Genomic DNA, 13993 nt, shown 5'->3' on the forward strand with positions numbered 1-13993 from the left:
CGTTGAACAGCGCCTCGTCGTCGGCGTAGGAGGTCAGCATCAGGCAGGCCAGGCCGGGCACCTTCGAGCGGACCTCGCGGCAGACGTCCACCCCGTCGCCGTCGGGCAGGCGCACGTCCAGCACCGCGACATCGGGCCGCAGTGCGGGGATGCGGGCCACGGCAGAGTCGGCCGTCCCGGCCTCGCCGACGACCTCGATGTCGTCCTCGGCGTCCAGCAACGCCGCCACCCCACGCCGTACGACCTCGTGGTCGTCCACCAGGAACACCCGAATCATGTCTCCACGTTAAGCCGCGGGCGGGCCGAAGGTCCCGCGGGCCGGTGGCTTTCGCCCGGCGCCGGCGGCGGCGCCCGCGTGTTCTGCTGGTGCCTTGGGGGGCGGATGAAGCAGGAGATCGTGGTCGCCTACGACGGCACGCGGCAGAGCCGGGCCGCGATCGAGTGGGCCGCGGCGGAGTGCCGCGTCCGCCACCGTGCGGGCGTCACGGTGTGCCAGGTGTGGGACGGCCCCTACCCGGAGCGCGCCGAGGCCGTCGCCGCCGAGGAGCGCCGCCTGGCGGGGCTGCGGCTGTTCGAGGGGGTGCGGCTGGCCGAGCGCCTGCTGCCGGGCCGCGAGGTCCGTCCCGTGCTCGTGCGGGGAGACCCCAAGGAGATCCTGGTCGGCCTCAGCAGGAACGCGGCGATGCTGGTCGTGGGACACCGGGGGTTGGGCGGGCTGGCCGGGCTGCTGCGCGGGTCGGTCAGCGCGTACGCGGCGGCGCACGCCGCCTGCCCGGTCGTCGTGGTCGGCGCGCAGGCGTCAGGGGGCAACCGGCCGCCCGCCGGCGGTGTGATGGTGGGGATCGACGCGGCGCGGCCGGCCGGTCCCGAGGCGGACTCCGCCCTGCGCTTCGCCGTGGAGATCGCGCGCGGCAGGTCGCTGCCGCTGACCGCGGTGTATGCCACGAGAGGGCGTGAGCCGGAGGGCGAGCGGGCACTGGCGCGGATCGTCGAGCCGTGGCGGCGGCGCTGCCGGGCCCGGCCCGCGATCGGGACCAGGGTCGTCGAGGCGCCGCCGCTGCCCGCCCTGGTGGCCTGCGCCCGGGATGCGTGGCTGCTGGTCGTGGGTGCGCACGGAACGGGGGCCCGGCTGCTCGGTTCGGTGGGGCAGGGCCTGCTGCGGCGCGCCCCCTGTCCGGTCGCGGTCGTCCACCCGGCGCCCGTCTGGCCGATACCATGCGATATCCCGACAATCTGATCTTTGGAGTGACAATGCCCCGACCCGGTCTGGTGATCGGCGGATACACCCCCGACACGGAGGGGTCGGGCCCCGGCCTGACGGTGGCCCGGGCGCACGCGGACGGGCGGCTGGAGGCGGTGGCCGAGACGGCCGCGTCCGGGCCGTCGTTCGTCGTGGCCCACCCGCGGCTGCCGCTGCTGTACGCCGTGCTCGAACGCGCCGGGGACGGCGGGCTCGCGGTCTTCGCCGACGACTCCGCGCCTCGGCTGCTGGCCGAGCACCCCAGCGGCGGCTCGCTGCCGTGCCACCTGGCGCTCGACCCGGAGGCCCGGTGGCTGGCGATCGCCAACTACGGCGACGGGACCGTCACGGCCTACCGGCTGGGCGAGGACGGGATGCCCGAGCCGGGCCCGCTGACCTTCCCGCACGAGGGCCGAGGCCCCCACCCCGACCGGCAGGAGGGCCCGCACGCGCACCAGGCGGTCTTCGGGCCCGGCGGCGTGCTGTACGTGACCGACCTCGGCACCGACGAGGTGCGCCGCTTCCTGCCTGACATGCGCCCGCACCCCGACGGCCCCGTACGGCTGGCCTCCGGCAGCGGCCCCCGGCACTTCCTGCACCACGAGGGGCACTGGTACGTGACCGGCGAGCTCGACGGCACCGTCCGCGTCTACGACGCCGAGTGGCGGGAGGCGGCCGTGGTGCGGGCGAGCGGCGCCGTGGTGGACAACCTGCCCTCCCACATCGCGCTGTCGGCCGACGGCCGCCACCTGTACGTCGCCAACCGGGGGCCGGACACCCTGGCCGTCTTCGAGGTGGACGGGCCCCGCCTCACGATGGTGACCGAAGTGCCGTCGGGCGGAAGCTGGCCGCGCCACTTCGCGATCGACGGCGACCGCCTCTACGTCGCCAACCAGCGGTCCGATTCGGTCGCCGTGCTGGCGCTCAAGGACGGGCTGCCCGAGCCGACCGGTCAGGCGCTGGCGGTGGGCACCCCTTCGTGCGTACTCATCCGCTAAGTCGTCAGAGCACGCGGCCGACGCCGCCGACGATCCACACCCGCTGGGCCTGCCCGGTGCTCCGCGGGACCGCCGGCCGCCACTGGCGGATGTAGACGAGGCCGGGATCGACGAGTTCGGTGCCGTCGAAGAAGCGCAGCACCTTCTCCCGGTCCCGCGGCGCGTCGTCGGCCTGCGGCACGATCTGCCGGAACAGCTCGACGATCGGCGCGGCCAGCTCGGGCCGGCTGTCGAAGACGGCGTGACCGATGGCCAGGTAGCTGCCCGGGGCGAGGTGGTCGCGCACGCGGGCCACGCACTTGTACGGCTCGGCGGCGTCGGGGAGATACTGCAGCCGGGCCGGGATCAGCACCCCGACCGGCTGCCCGAAGTCGATGAGCCGGAGCATCTCGGGGTCGGCCAGCATCTCCGCCGGGCGCAGGATGGAGCCGTCGACCACCCCGGTGCCCGGGTTGCGGGCGAGCATGGCCCGCGCGTGGTTGAGCACCACCGGGTCGTCGTCGACGTACACCACACGGGCATCGGGGGCGAGCTCCTGGGCGACCTCGTGGGTGTTGCGCCGGGTCGGCAGCCCGGACGCCACGTTGAGGAACTGCCGCACGCCCTGCTCGACGAGGAAGCGCACCACCCGTTCCAGGAACTCGCGGGTGTCCACGGCCATCGTCCTGACCTCGGGCGCGATGGACATCAGCCGCTCGGCGAACCTCCGGTCGGCGGCGAAGTTGTCCTTGCCTCCGAGCAGGTAGTCGCTCATCCGGGCGATGTTCGCGGTGCCGGTGTTGAGGCCCGCCACCTTGGCGGGCCGCTCGCCCCCGCCCGGCTCCCCGGCCAGCCCCGTGCCGCCCAAACCGCCTCCCTCAGTCACACTGGTAATTATCGTCTTAATCCCACCAGAACGACCAGGCGTTCTGGCCAACGATCTGCTCGGCGTAGTCGGCCAGCGTGCCCGGGCCCTGCAGAACGCTGTCGGGGCAGAACGTCCAGTGCTCGGCCGCCACGTGCAGCGCGTGCGCGGGGGTGGCGGGCGGCGCGGCGACGCTGAGCTCCAGCGTGTTGAACCCCATGCCGACCACGCGCGCCCCGAACCGCTCCTCCCAGCTGCGCACGACGGCCGCCAGCGGCACGGTCCACTCGTTGTGGTGCAGCGCCCCCTGCCAGCCCATGGCGACCATCGCGTCGGCGCCGCGGGTCACCGCGGCGAGCCCCAGCGGCGTCATCCGCTCGGCGACCACGTCGGCGTACCAGTCGGCGACCACGTCGGGGTCGGCGACGAGCGCGGCGGGCGGTGCGATCCCCGGGCACTCGGCCCCGAACGGCGCCAGGTACGCCTCGTGGCCCAGCAGCAGGTCCTGCCACGCCTCGGCCATGAACCCGGCCGCGCTGTAGTAGTCGATCTGGGCGGGCGAGTCCGGCGCGATCTGCCCGGCCGACCAGGGCTGCACGCCGTCCTCCAGCAGCACCGGCCACAGGCCCGACCGGGGGTGCTCGGCGCGTAGCCGGGCCCACAGCCCGGCCGGCACCGGCTCGTCGCTCAGCCAGAACGAGGGACGGTGGTGGGTGCGCAGCTTGTCGTAGTCGGGGTCCGGCCACACGAGGGACCCGGACGGCAGCTCGACGGACAGCACCCGCCCGTCGCCGCCGTCGCCGAACAGCAGCTCCAGGCCCGTGGGGAGCCGCCGACGCTCGTGAACCGACATGCGCCAATAATGTCGGACCCGGCCTCGGCGCGTCCCGCGAGGGCGATCATTACGGGATGTCGAGCCGGCACAGCCCCTCGGCGAGAACCTTCGTGGTCAGGCGCGTACGGCTGTCGCAGCCCAGCTTGGCGAAGATGTGCTCCAGGTGGGTGGTCACGGTGCGCACGCTCAGGACGAGCGCGGCGGCGATCTGCGGGTTGGAGTCGCCCTGTGCGACCCGCGTCAGCACCTCGATCTCCCGCGAGGTCAGATCGTACGGCAGGGCGCACGGGCGCTCGGCGATGACCGCGCCCTGGATGGAGCCGTGGAAGCCCACGCCGGCCCGGTGGAGGCGCAGCTCGCGCCACTGGCCGGTGCCGTCGAGCCACAGCCCCCGGCGCGACAGCTCGCGGGAGTCGATGAACGCCCTGGCCAGCTCCGCCATCGCCGGCTCGGCCGCGAGCGCATCCGACGGGGGCCACCCGGCCACGTCCCTGCGCCGCCCGCCCCGTTCGTACGCCACGGCGTGGAATCCGGGCGGCAGGCCGAGCGGGTCGATGACGCAGCGGGTCACGTCGGTGAGGTGGGCCAGGGCGGGGGAGACGGCGCTGATCACCGCGGGCGCCTCGGGCGGCAGGTCCGCGCGTGAGCTGACGTGCAGCAGCCCGGTGTAGCGTCCGCCGGACAGGAACAGCGGCGTGGTGATCCCGGCGCGCCAGCCGTACGGCTCCAGGTGGCGGCGGAAGTAACGCTCGGTGCCGGGGGAGCCCATGACGACGGGCGTGCGCAGCGACATGGCCCGGCGGTAGGTGTCGAGCCGGGCGTACTCCTCCGCGGCGTCGTCGTCCACCCGCGTGTACCCCGACGACACCAGCGAACGGTGCCGGCCGGTCGCCGGGTCGAACGCGACGAACTCGTAGGCCTCCACGGGGATGACCTCGCCCAGCGCGGTCATCGCCCCGTGCGCCCCCTGCCGGGCCACCTGGAAGCCCAGTTCGGCGACGGCGTGCAGGCTCCGCGCGCTGAGGCTGATTGCATCCATGGATCCTCCATGCTCAGCCTGCCCGGTAAAGGTTGCGCAAGGAATACGTAAAGTCTCCGATGCAGTCGGCGGCCCCGTTTCCTACCCTCACCCGCAACACGACGGAGAGGCGGAGGACCAGTGAGGGTCACGAGAAGCCGGGCGGCCGCCCTCGCTGTGGCGGCCATCATGCTGAGCGGCGGGTGCGGGGGAGGATCGTCGTCCCAGGGCGGCGGCAAGGAGGCGAACGCGTTCTCCGTCGCGCTGACGGAACCCGACCATCTCACCCCGGGCAACACCTCCAGCGACTACTCGATCACGGTGCTGGACACGCTCTTCGAGACTCCGGTCTCCATCGACGCCGCCACCGGCAAGCCCGTGATGCGGGCGGCCGAGTCGGTGAGCAGCACCGACCAGAAGGTCTGGACGATCAAGTTCAAGCCGGGGCAGAAGTTCAGCAACGGCGAGCCGGTGACGGCACAGAGCTTCGCCGACTCCTGGAACGCCACGGCCTACGGCCCCAACGGGTGGACCAACAACTACTACTTCGCCAACATCGAGGGCTACGACACGCTCAACCCCGAGAAGGGCGATCCGTCCACGGACAAGATGAGCGGCCTCAAGGTGGTGGACGACACCACGCTCGAGGTGACGCTCACCGCGCCGTTCAGCCAGTTTCCGATCACGCTCGCCTACATCGCGTTCGCGCCGATGCCGAAGGCGGCGTTCGGCGACCTCAAGGCGTTCGACCAGGCCCCGGTCGGCAACGGGCCGTTCGTGCTCGACGGCGCCTGGGAGCACGACAAGCAGATCAAGATCAAGCGGTCGCCGTCGTACGCGGGCGAGCGCAAGGCCAAGGCCGACGGCGTCACCTTCAAGATCTACGCCAGCCGCGACACGGCGTGGACCGACCTGCGGGCCGGCCGGGTGGATCTGATGACGACTGTCCCGCCGGCCAGCACCGGCGAGGCGAAGAAGCTGCTCGGCGACCGCTTCGTGCGGACCCCCGACGGCACGATGGACTACCTGGGCTTCCCGACCTTCGACAAGCGGTTCGCCAACGCGGACCTGCGCAAGGCGTTCTCCATGGCCATCGACAGGCAGGCGATCGTGGACGCGGTCTACGACGGCGCGTTCAAGCCGATGGCGTCGCTGCTGGCGCCGCTGGTGCCCGGCTACCGGGAGAACGCCTGCGGCGAGGCGTGCACGTACGACCCGGCCAAGGCCAAGGCGCTGTTCGACAAGGCCGGCGGCTTCAGCGGCACGCTGAACCTGTGGTTCTCCAACGCCGACCCGAGCTACGAGCAGTGGATGACGGCGGTCGCCAACCAGCTGAAGCAGAACCTCGGCATCTCGGACATCAAGTTCCGCAAGATCCCGGCCGCCGACTACCTGTCGACCCTGCGCCAGCGCAAGGAGGACGGTCCGTACCGCAACAACTGGGTCATGGACTACCCGAGCCCCCAGGACTACCTGGAGTACATGTGGGGCGCGGGCAACCGGATGGGCTGGGAGAACAAGGAGTTCGACGACCTGATCAAGCAGGCGAACTCGGCGCCCAGCCTGGACGCGAGCCTGCCGCTCTACCAGAAGGCCGAGGACGTCGCGCTGGCCGAGATGCCGATGATCCCGCTGTGGAACTGGCAGAACCAGATCGGCTTCACCAAACGGCTGAGCGGCGTGGACGTGACGCCGTACAGCAAGAACCTGTACACGATCAGCGTGAAGCAGGGGTGACACGGGGGTGAGGTACGCCGCGCAGCGCCTGGCCCAGGCGATCCCGGTGTTCTTCGCGACCACCTTCCTGATCTACACGATGGTGTTCGCGCTGCCGGGCGACCCGATCCTGGCGCTCGCGGGCGACAAGCCGGTGCCCGAGCAGGTGCTCGACGTGATGCGGGAGCACTACCACCTGAACGACCCGCTGCTCGTGCAGTACGGCCACTACATGCTCGGGGTGTTCCAGGGCGACCTGGGGGAGACCTTCACCGGCCAGCCGGTGAGCGAGCTCCTCCAGGACCGCTGGGCGGTCACCGCGCAGCTCGCGCTGACCGCCTGGGTCTTCGAGCTCGTCGTCGGCGTCGGCCTGGGCGTCCTGGCCGGGCTGCGCCGCGGCGGGGCCGCCGACACGGCGGTCCTCGCCGGCACCACGTTCGTCATCGCGGTCCCGGTGTTCGTGGTCGGGTACACGGCCCAGATCGTGCTGGGCCTCAATCTGGGGCTGTTCCCGACCGCCGGGACCGAGGAGGGCTGGCCGGGCAGTTACCTGCTGCCCGGCATGGTCCTCGGCTCCTTCGGCCTGGCGTACGTGGCCAGGCTCACCCGCACCTCCCTCGTGGAGAACCTGCGCGCCGACTACGTACGTACGGCGACCGCGAAGGGCCTGTCCCGGCGGCGGGTGGTGGGGCTGCACGCGCTGCGCAACTCGCTCATCCCGGTCGTGACCTACCTTGGCGTCGACTTCGGCAACCTCATGGCCGGGGCGGTCGTCACCGAGGGCATCTTCAACCTGCCCGGCATCGGCCAGCAGGTGTTCCAGTCCATCCAGCTCCAGGAGGGTCCCGTCGTCGTCGGCGTCGTCACCCTGCTCGTCATGATCTTCATTCTCGCCAACCTGGCCGTCGACCTGCTGTACGGCGTGCTCGACCCGAGGATCCGCCGTGCTCGCGCGTGACGCCTGGCTGGAACTGCGCGGCCGGGTGGTCTTCTGGTTCTCCACGGCCGTCCTGCTGGTGGCCGTGGCGATGGCGGCCTTCCCCGGGCTATTCGCCCGCCTCGGCCCCAACGAGGCCTGCGACCTGCGCATGTCCAAGCGCGGCCCGGCGGGCGGCGCGCTGTTCGGATATGACCTGCAGGGCTGCGACTACTGGTCGCAGGTCGTGCACGGCACCCGGGCGTCCATCGTGGTCGGCGTCGCCGTCACCGTGTTCGCCCTGCTGATCTCCATCGTGCTGGGGCTGGTGGGCGGCTACTACGGGGGCATCGCCGACGCGCTCATCTCCCGGGTCACCGACGTGTTCTTCGGCATCCCGTTCGTGCTGGGCGCGACCGTCGTGCTGGTCGCCTTCCCCGACCACGGGATATGGGCGATGACGCTGGTCCTCGTGCTGCTCGGCTGGACGACCATGACCCGGCTGATGCGCGGCCAGGTCATCGCCGTCAAGGACATGGACTTCGTCGCCGCCGCCCGCATGCTGGGCGCGAGCGACCGCAGGCTCATGTTCCGGCACATCCTGCCCAACTCCATCGCGCCGGTCATCGTCGTGGCCATGCTGAACGTCGGGAACGTCATCGCGGGAGAGGCGACACTCGACTACCTCGGCGTCGGCCTGCAGTACCCCGACGTGTCGTGGGGCCTGCAGCTGAACATCGCGCAGACGTTCTTCGCCGAGCACCCGCACCTGCTGGTCTTCCCCGCGCTGTTCCTCACCGCGACCGTGCTGAGCTTCCTCATGCTCGGCGACGTCGTCCGCGACGCCCTCGACCCCCGCCTGCGCTGAGGCTCCAGCTTCGTCACCCGAAGTTCCGGAACGAACACGGTGCGTGAGTTAGCGTGCGCCCGTGTCCACCGATCTCCCCGCCCGGCACGACCCGGGCGACTTCGACCTCGCCAGGGACGCGGCCCCCGGCCTGCCGCTGACGCTCGTGGAGCAGTGGCGGGCGAGCGGCCGTACCGCCGCCGACGCCCGGCGCCTGCTCGGCGCGCACGTCACGACCGGATACAGCGTGGTCTCCGACTCGGCCGGGCTGACCAGATTGAGCCGCAGCCTCGGCCTGCTGGAGGTGCTGGCGCTCATCGACGGCCCGAAACGCCTCCTGCACGCGTACGGGACCGGCGCGGGCGGCCGGGCCGTGGGCGTCTGGGCGGCCGACAACGCGCAGATGTTCCATCCCGCCTCGACCGACGCGGGAACGCTGCTGTCGGCGCTGCTGCGGGCGCAGGACGAGATCGGGCGCACCTGCCGGATCCGCATCGGCGTCGGCGTCCACCACGGCGACTACTACGACCTGGACGGCGGCCTGTACGGCGCCGAGGCCGACGCGATCGAGCACCTCGCGGAGAACCACACCGAGGGCGGCGAGATCGCGGTCACGGAGGCGGTGGCCGAGCGGCTGCCCGCGGACCACGGCTTCGTCCTGCGCCGCAGGTCCGCGGGCACCCTGGGGGCGGTCTACCGGGTCCTGGACGGCCCGCGGGCCGGCGACGCGGAGCTCCCCGGCGGGTGGTACCCCATCCCCTACTCCGCCGCCTTCTACGAGGATCTGCTACGCCTCGACCCGCACGACGCCGGGCTCGCCGCGACGCTCGCGGAAAAGCACCTGCGGGAGCGGACGGTGGTCCTCATCGAGCGCGGCGAGGCCGGGACGGGGAACGACGTTTCGGAGGTCGAGCTGCTGCGGAGTCTCGACCTGTCGGCCCGCATGCGGGAGATCGGCCTGCGCCTCCTGCCCGCGGAGGGCGCCGTCGAGATCAAGGTCGCCGGTCCGCTGGCCATCTACCTGTTCGACGACCCCGGCCCCGCCGTGCCCTTCGCCCTGGAGTTGCGCGCCGCCCTGGCCGAGGCCGGGATGACCTGCCGCGTCGGGGTGGACAGCGGTCCGGTGCTGTCCGGGCGGACGCCCGACGGCGGCCGCGACGTGGCCGGCGCGCCCGTGAACCAGGCCTCCAAGATGGCCCAGGACCTCGCCGCTCCCGGCCTGGTCTGCCTGAGCGAGGCGGTGGCCGCGCATGCCGGCCTGGACGGGTTCACGCTCGTCCGGCACACCGTCTCCGGTGTGGACCTCGCCTTCTACCAGGGCTGACCGTTTCTGTCGCGCGACTTCTACGGCGCGACGAGCAGCCGGTCGAGGACACGGACGCCGAACTCCAGGCCCTCGACCGGCACCCGCTCGTCGAGACCGTGGAACATGCCGAAGTAGTCGAGATCAGGCCGCAGGAGCAGCGGCGCGAAGCCGTACCCCCTGATGCCGATCCTGGCGAACCACTTGGCGTCGGTGCCGCCGGTCATGACGTACGGCACCGGCCTGCCGGCGGGGTCCTCGGCGAGCAGGGCGGCGGTGAGCTCGTCGAACAGCCCCTCGGCGGGGGTGGAGACGGCCTCCTCGAAGCTGACGAACTCGCGGGTGACCTTCGGGCCGAGCAGCCGGTCGACGGTCTCCAGGAACTCGTCGCGCTGCCCCGGCAGGAACCGGCCGTCCACGTGCGCCTCGGCCGTGCCGGGAATGACGTTGACCTTGTATCCCGCGTCGAGCATCGTCGGGTTGGCCGAGTTGCGCAGCACGCCCTTGAACAGGGCGGCCGCACGCGGGATCCGCTCGATCTCCTCCTCCAGCCGGTCGGCGTCGATCGGCCGGCCGAGCGCCCGCGACAGCTCGTCGATCAGCCGGGCCACCTCGGGCGTCAGCCGTACCGGCCAGGTGTGGTCGGCGAGGCGGGCGAGGGCCCGGGCGAGCTCGGCCACGGGGTTGTCCACGGCGGGCTTGGACCCGTGGCCGGGCACGCCGCGGGCGGTCAGGCGCATCCAGGCGGTGCCGCGCTCCCCGACGGCCACCGGGTAGATCCGGACGTCCCCCTCATACCAGGAGAAGCCGCCGGACTCGCTGATCGCCTCCGTGCAGCCCTCGAACAGGTCGCGGTGCCGCTCGATCGCGTGGCCCGCGCCGTACTCGCCGGTGGACTCCTCGTCGGCCAGGAACGCCAGCACCAGGTCGCGCCTGGGGCGCACGCCCCTCCGCGCGTTCTCGCGGGCCCAGGCGAGGGTCATGGCGAGCGTGCCCTTCATGTCGACCGCGCCCCGGCCGTGCACGCAGCCGTCCTCGATCTCCCCGGAGAACGGGTGCGTACGCCATTCGGCGGGGTCGGCGGGCACGACGTCGAGGTGCCCGTGCAGGAGCAGCGCGTCGGGGCTGTCGCCGGGGATGCGGGCCACCACGCTGGTGCGGCGCGGTGCCGACTCGAACACCACCGGCTCGATGCCGACCTCGGCGAGCAGCGACGCCACGTACTCGGCGGCCCGCCGCTCGCCCGGCCCGTCGCCGGACCCGTCGTTGGTGGTGTCGATCCGCAGCAGTTCCGAGCAGATCGCCGCGACCTCACTCACTGTGTCTCCCCCTCGTGGAGCGTCAGCGGTGGCACCTCCGGCGTCGGAAAGCCGAAGACGATCCCGTAGAACGCCAGCTCGGCCTCCAGGGCCCGGACGATGGTCTCCTCACGCCGCCACCCGTGCTGTTCCCCCTCGAACGTGAGGTACGCCCACCGGTGCCCGTGACGGGCCAGCGCGGCGGCGAAACGCTCCGACTGCGCCGGATCGACCACCTTGTCCTCCAGGCCGTGCAGGAGCAGGGCCGGGCCGGACGCCCGTTCCGCGTGGAGTTCGGGCGACCTGTCGAGGTAGCGCTGCCGGGTCTCGGGCAGTGGGCCGATCAGTCCGTCGAGGTAGCGCGACTCGAAGTCGTGCGTCTCCGCCGCCCAGTGCTCTGGGTCGGAGATGCCGTAGTGGGACACCGCGCCGCAGAAGACGTCGCTGTGGACGAGCGCGGCCATCGACGTCCAGCCGCCCGCGCTGCCGCCTCTGATCGCCACCTTCTCCGCCCGCCCGGTGTCCAGCAGCCACCGCGCCACCGTCTCGCAGTCGCGCACGTCGACCACGCCCCAGTTGTGCCGCAGCCGTTCGCGGTAGGCCCGGCCGTAGCCGGTGGAACCGCCGTAGTTGACCTCGGCGACGCCGATCCCCCTGCTGGTGAAGTAGGCGATCTCCAGGTCGAGCACCGGCGCGGCCGAGCCGGTCGGCCCGCCGTGCACGAACACCACGTACGGCGCGGGCCCGCCGCCCGGAGGGGCGTACAGGTGCGCGTGGACCCCTTCGGCGGTCCCCCCGACGGTGACGGCCTCGGGTGTGGGCAGCTCGGCGTCCTCGGGCACCGGCTTGCCCGGGGACAGCACCTCGTGCACCCCCGTGTCCAGGTCGACCCGCACCACCTCGTACGGCCGGTGGGGTGAGGCCGCGACGCCCACCACATGGGAGCCCCGGGCCGACAGGGCGGACGCCCAGTAGGTGTAGCCGCCGCCGACGTCGCGGACGGAGCCTGCCGTCGCGGGGTCGTCGAGGACCCCGAGCCGCCGCTCGTCGGCGGTGCCGTACACGGCGGCGATCCGCCCGTCCGCGACGGCGAAGAACGTGCCGCCGATCTTCCAGGTGGCGTCGCCGAACTCCAGCGGCACCGGGGTCAGATCGCGGGCCGTGCCGTCCAGGCCGACGAGGTGGATGTTCCACCAGCCGGTGGGATCGGTGACGGCGTACAGGCTCTGGTCGTCGCGCCACTCGGCCTGGCAGGTGGACGCGCCGGACAGCAGGACGCGGTGGGGGCCGCCGTCCACGGAGCCGACGCAGAGCTCGGTGGCGTCCCACGGCATGTCCGGATGGTTCCAGCCGATCCAGGCGAGCGACCGCCCGTCCGGCGAGACGCGCGGGTTCATCAGGAAATGATGGGTCTTCACCACGCTGCGCAGGGGGGAGCCGTCGAGCGGCACCACGACGATGTCACGCTCGCCGCTGCGGGCGTCGCCCCGCTCGCGCACGCACCACACCTCGCCGCCGTGGACGACGAGGTCGGCGTAGCGGGCGGGCTCCTCGGGGGTGAGCGGCACCGGCTCCCCGCCGGGGGAGCACAGGTAGATCCGGCCGTCCGCCCAGTTGGTGAACACCAGCCGGCCCTCGTGCGCCCGCCAGGACCGCCCGCCGTACTCCATGACCCGGTTCCTGGCGTTCCAGCCCTGCGGGAGCACGTCCTCGATCACCCCGTCGGCCCTGCGCCGCACCACGCAGCGCCGGCCGCCCTCCCGCGGGCGCGGCTCGTCCCACCAGACCTCGTCTCCCGAGATCTCCACCCACAGCGGGCGGTCGTCCACCCGCGCGACGTCGACGGCCCGAATGGTCACCAGTTCCCCCCGGAGTCTGGAAGCGGAGTGCCGGGGGGATGCACGATGTGCGCGATCCCCCCGCTGCTCGTGGCGCGCAGCCAGACGCTCTCGAACGCGTCGCGCTGGTACACCCGCCGCACGCCCTCGTCGTCCGGCGCGGCCGGGTCGTTCGCGATCACGTCGCCCTCCGCGGTGAACCCGGTGACGACCATGAGGTGGCCGCCGGTGGAGTATCCGGCGCCGGGCAGCTCGTGATCGCGGAACGCCTGTGAGGTGATCACCGGGACCCCGGCGGCGATGAACCGCTCCAGCTCGGCCAGCGAGCGCAGCCGCGTGACGAAGCCGTCCAGCCCGTACCGCCCGGCGTAGGCGACGCCGAAGGGCCAGTTGCCGGTGCCCTGGTAGCTGTGGTCGTACATGTCGCGTGCGGCGTGGTCCACGGCCGGGCACGGGTCGCCGGGGGAGACCCAGGCGAGGTCGGCCGGGGCGGGCCCCAGCCCCCAGTAGCCGAGCACCATCGTGAACGACGCGGGGCTGCACCAGGACTCCCCGCCGCCGTCCCACTGCGGATAGTGCCCCGTGTGGACCTTCTGCGAACGGCGCGGCACGTCGAGCTCGACCGCCCGCAGCCCCGGCGGGCCGCCCCTGCCCGCCTGCCCCACCGCCGAGGCCATCACGGTGAGCGAGCGCACGCCGCCGCCGCTGCCGTACAGGGTGGCGCGCACGCGGTACGCCGTGACGGGGCGGGCGGCGACGAAGGTGTCCACGGCGACGTCTCCGTCGGCGTCGCCCTGACCGGGCAGCGACGTGCGGTGGATGTCGGCGTCGGTCTCGGCCCACCGGCCCATGACGTACCACTTGGTCAGGGCACCGGTGACGGTCCGCCCTTGGATCTCGATCTCCAGCCAGGCGCCGGGCGGCGCGGCGGCCGTCCACGACGGCACCAGTTCGGTGGCCGCGAAGCCGATCTCCCGCTCGGGGGACGTCCAGCGGACGTAGGGCCACTCCCGCTCGCCGCCGGGTGCGAACGGATCCAGATACTTCGCCGTCCCCGTCTCCCGGGCCTCGACGGACCACCGGTGGAGGACGACGGGGCTCACCTGGGGGCTCGGTCCGGCCGACAGCAGGGTGACCACC

Annotated in this window: 13 protein-coding genes; 6 read left to right on the forward strand and 7 right to left on the reverse strand. The window is 72.7% G+C overall.

Features of this window, described 5'->3' with window-relative positions:
- Positions 1–277: response regulator transcription factor (locus tag ABZ857_RS30600; protein WP_357049578.1), on the reverse strand; the 277-nt coding region annotated here is incomplete at its 3' end.
- A 105-nt stretch (positions 278–382) separates the two neighbouring features.
- Here ABZ857_RS30600 and ABZ857_RS30605 point away from each other — a divergent pair.
- Together ABZ857_RS30605 and ABZ857_RS30610 are read left to right on the forward strand one after the other, a co-directional pair.
- A complete protein-coding gene (locus ABZ857_RS30605; protein WP_357049582.1) occupies positions 383–1237 on the forward strand; it encodes a universal stress protein in 855 nt (284 codons plus the stop codon).
- A gap of 14 nt (positions 1238–1251) precedes the next feature.
- Positions 1252–2238: a lactonase family protein gene (locus ABZ857_RS30610; protein ID WP_357049585.1), complete on the forward strand. Its 987-nt coding sequence runs from the start codon at positions 1252–1254 to the stop codon at positions 2236–2238.
- Positions 2239–2242: 4 nt separating this feature from the next.
- On the opposite strand, the gene ABZ857_RS30615 is transcribed toward ABZ857_RS30610, so the two are convergent.
- Genes ABZ857_RS30615 through ABZ857_RS30625 form a run of 3 tightly spaced genes read right to left on the reverse strand, consistent with a single transcriptional unit; the run spans position 2243 to position 4956 of the window.
- Entirely contained in the window at positions 2243–3103 is an 861-nt protein-coding gene (locus tag ABZ857_RS30615; protein WP_357049588.1) for an SAM-dependent methyltransferase, read from the reverse strand.
- 16 nt (positions 3104–3119) lie between these two features.
- A complete protein-coding gene (locus ABZ857_RS30620) occupies positions 3120–3935 on the reverse strand; it encodes a DUF4253 domain-containing protein (RefSeq protein WP_357049591.1) in 816 nt (271 codons plus the stop codon).
- Positions 3936–3984: 49 nt separating this feature from the next.
- A complete protein-coding gene (locus ABZ857_RS30625; protein WP_357049594.1) occupies positions 3985–4956 on the reverse strand; it encodes a LuxR C-terminal-related transcriptional regulator in 972 nt (323 codons plus the stop codon).
- Positions 4957–5076: 120 nt separating this feature from the next.
- On the opposite strand from ABZ857_RS30625, the gene ABZ857_RS30630 reads away from it, so the two are divergent.
- From ABZ857_RS30630 to ABZ857_RS30645, 4 genes are all read left to right on the forward strand, one after another.
- On the forward strand, positions 5077–6672 hold the full coding sequence (locus tag ABZ857_RS30630) for an ABC transporter substrate-binding protein (RefSeq protein WP_357049597.1): 1596 nt from the start codon (positions 5077–5079) through the stop codon (positions 6670–6672).
- Positions 6673–6679: 7 nt separating this feature from the next.
- On the forward strand, positions 6680–7609 hold the full coding sequence (locus ABZ857_RS30635; RefSeq protein ID WP_357049600.1) for an ABC transporter permease: 930 nt from the start codon (positions 6680–6682) through the stop codon (positions 7607–7609).
- Positions 7596–8435 carry an ABC transporter permease gene (locus tag ABZ857_RS30640; protein WP_357049602.1) on the forward strand — a complete coding sequence of 280 codons (840 nt, stop codon included), beginning with the start codon at positions 7596–7598 and terminating at the stop codon, positions 8433–8435. The genes ABZ857_RS30635 and ABZ857_RS30640 overlap by 14 nt, the downstream gene beginning before the upstream one ends.
- Before the next feature lie 61 nt (positions 8436–8496).
- Entirely contained in the window at positions 8497–9738 is a 1242-nt protein-coding gene (locus ABZ857_RS30645) for a hypothetical protein (protein WP_357049605.1), read from the forward strand.
- A 20-nt stretch (positions 9739–9758) separates the two neighbouring features.
- Here the strand turns inward: ABZ857_RS30645 and ABZ857_RS30650 are convergent, their stop codons facing one another.
- From ABZ857_RS30650 to ABZ857_RS30660, 3 genes are read right to left on the reverse strand one after another with little or no spacing between them, the layout of a single operon-like run.
- Positions 9759–11036, reverse strand: coding sequence for a M20/M25/M40 family metallo-hydrolase (locus ABZ857_RS30650; protein ID WP_357049608.1), 1278 nt, complete (start codon positions 11034–11036; stop codon positions 9759–9761).
- Positions 11033–12874, reverse strand: a complete 1842-nt coding sequence (locus tag ABZ857_RS30655) for a prolyl oligopeptidase family serine peptidase (RefSeq protein WP_357049611.1) — start codon at positions 12872–12874, stop codon at positions 11033–11035. Before ABZ857_RS30655 ends, ABZ857_RS30650 begins: the two co-directional genes overlap by 4 nt.
- On the reverse strand, positions 12871–13992 hold the full coding sequence (locus tag ABZ857_RS30660; protein ID WP_357049614.1) for a C39 family peptidase: 1122 nt from the start codon (positions 13990–13992) through the stop codon (positions 12871–12873). Before ABZ857_RS30660 ends, ABZ857_RS30655 begins: the two co-directional genes overlap by 4 nt.
- Position 13993 lies beyond the last annotated feature (1 nt).

The organism is Microbispora sp. NPDC046933 (genome assembly GCF_040644635.1).
Lineage (GTDB): Bacteria > Actinomycetota > Actinomycetes > Streptosporangiales > Streptosporangiaceae > Microbispora.